The following is a 2,106-nucleotide window of genomic DNA, read 5'->3' as shown; positions in this document are numbered from 1 at the left end:
TTTCGCGAACTTCGCTTTGAACGCGATAGTGTTTTGCTTGATTGAACACAAAAAGAGTGTGTTGTGTATCTTCAACGGCAGCTTTTGTAGTTACATTTTTGTACACACGATTCGAAAAATAAGCCTTTGTTGTCAATTTCAACACACCCTTTCTGAAAGTTTTTGTACCATAATTATACCAAAACGAACTGACGTTTGTCTTGTGGTTTGCTTTTTAATTTCAAAAAAAAGAAGCGATTCATCTCCCACCTAACACTGACGTGTTTGAGGAAGGAGTCTTCTCGCTTAAGTTCGATAAAAGCTGGCTTTTCTGAGGTGAAATATTGTTCTGCTTGAACTGGCATCCAGGATTTATCTTTATCTAATCTCATTTCTGCTTTTTGTTTTAAGCGTACGGTTGTTATTTTTTCTTTACCAATAACTCCAGAATATTCTAACCACCTTTGAACGTTTTTTGGTAGGCCTTCAATATTTTCTTTCGTGACAATCTCACCTTTATTTTCTACCTTTTCAAAAGGTGCTTCAACTTCTTTTTCTGCACTGTTGTTAAAAAGAAGTTTAGCGACAAACGAAGTTATGAGGAATAAAACTAGAAATGCAGTAATACTGATTAAGGCAATTGATAGCTTTGACATTCAAACCTACTCCTTTTAATTTTTTAGAATTAAATGTATTAGAATACACTAGTTCTCTCTTATTAATAGACCTTTTAGTAATACTTGAAAATGATGATTAATCAACCGGTCGACTTGATCATCAGAAACATTCCTTTCAGTCATTAACCTGATAATTAAACCAAAGGTAGAAGTCCAGATGATTTGTCCTGTGAGTTCAGAATCCCATGTTGCATATCGATTATCACTTTTTCCTCTTTCGATATTCTCACATAGTACTTTTAATGAAGAGCTTTGTTCTGAAATACCTCTGTTCAATACAGCTGTTCTTTTTAATATAGAAGGTTCACTACTTAACATTACAGCCTTATAATACTCTGGAGATTCTAATGCTGCTTTTATATAGCTTGTGAATACTTCTTTTATCTCCTCTTCAGGTGCTACCTCATTCCTTTCCACTGACTTTACTGTAGCAAGGATTTGACCGTATCCTTCATCCACTATGGTTTCAATTATTTCATTCTTGTCTTTAAAATAGTGGTAGATAATCCCTGGTGAGTAATCCAGTGCATTGGTTATTTTACGAATTGATAAAGCCTTAATACCGTCTTCAGCAATTATATTCCGAGCTATATCTAAGATATTCTTTTTCGTTTCTTCTTGTTTTCGTAGTTGATGTTCTTTTTTGACCATGAATATTTTCCACTCCTTATTTTGATCATTGTTAAACATATTAAACGCTGTTCAGTTTATATATTTTAGTTCCTTTATCTAATATTTACAAGTCTTTTTAACATTTTTTATTTAATAGGACCTTTTCACTTAAAATGCGTCTCGATAAGTCCGCTAAAATAGGTATACTGGATACATGTGTTATCCAATATTTTTTTCTAAACGCTTCTATCAAAAGGATTGTTGCTTATGACACATTTTCTATATGATGCGACATAGTGAAACTTTCTTATCCGCTCCTCAAATGAAATTGGCTCCCTTTCCGCAGGCACGGCTTCAGCTAACTCGGAGGCAAAGACCACCTCCGAGTGGATCTTCAGCTCGCGCTGTTCCTGCAGGACAAGGAATGCTTCAATGAACTCACATCGCACGAAGGAAATGGATCTGTATTTCCGAGGAGTGTCGCCAATTTCATTTGATTCGCTAGATAGTCTATATATAAATAATGCAGTATGGGCTATGGACCATCTTAATAGTATAAATGCTTATTAATTTTTAGTATCTAAGCCATGATTAGTTCCTCTAACTAGCGGAGGAAGCAAATGGATGAGACTCCTGAGGCCCGACAAGGGTCATGCAGGCGTTGTCCGACAAGGACGGTGTTAGCCTGTGGTCCTACCATATCAAGTCGAAATCGAGTAGGAGGGGCTTCACAGCCCCGACCTCTCACACCACCGTACGTACGGATCCGTATACGGCGGTTCAACCTTTTGAGTATCTTATCTGGTAGAGGATGTTCATATCCTTAAGTCCCCATTTC

General features: G+C 36.5%; 2 protein-coding genes. Both read right to left on the bottom strand.

Features of this window, described 5'->3' with window-relative positions:
- Nucleotides 1-173: 173 nt before the first annotated feature.
- Nucleotides 174-635: a DUF6544 family protein gene (locus D2K40_RS16145; RefSeq protein ID WP_117157360.1), complete on the bottom strand. Its 462-nt coding sequence runs from the start codon at nt 633-635 to the stop codon at nt 174-176.
- A gap of 48 nt (nt 636-683) precedes the next feature.
- Nucleotides 684-1,307: a TetR/AcrR family transcriptional regulator gene (locus D2K40_RS16140; protein WP_162879263.1), complete on the bottom strand. Its 624-nt coding sequence runs from the start codon at nt 1,305-1,307 to the stop codon at nt 684-686.
- Between the last annotated feature and the right edge of the window lie 799 nt (nt 1,308-2,106).

This window comes from Paraliobacillus quinghaiensis (assembly GCF_003426025.1).
Classification (GTDB): domain Bacteria; phylum Bacillota; class Bacilli; order Bacillales; family Amphibacillaceae; genus Paraliobacillus_A; species Paraliobacillus_A quinghaiensis.
Note: the sequence above shows the minus strand (reverse complement) of the source record. Positions and strands in the feature narration are given on the sequence as shown.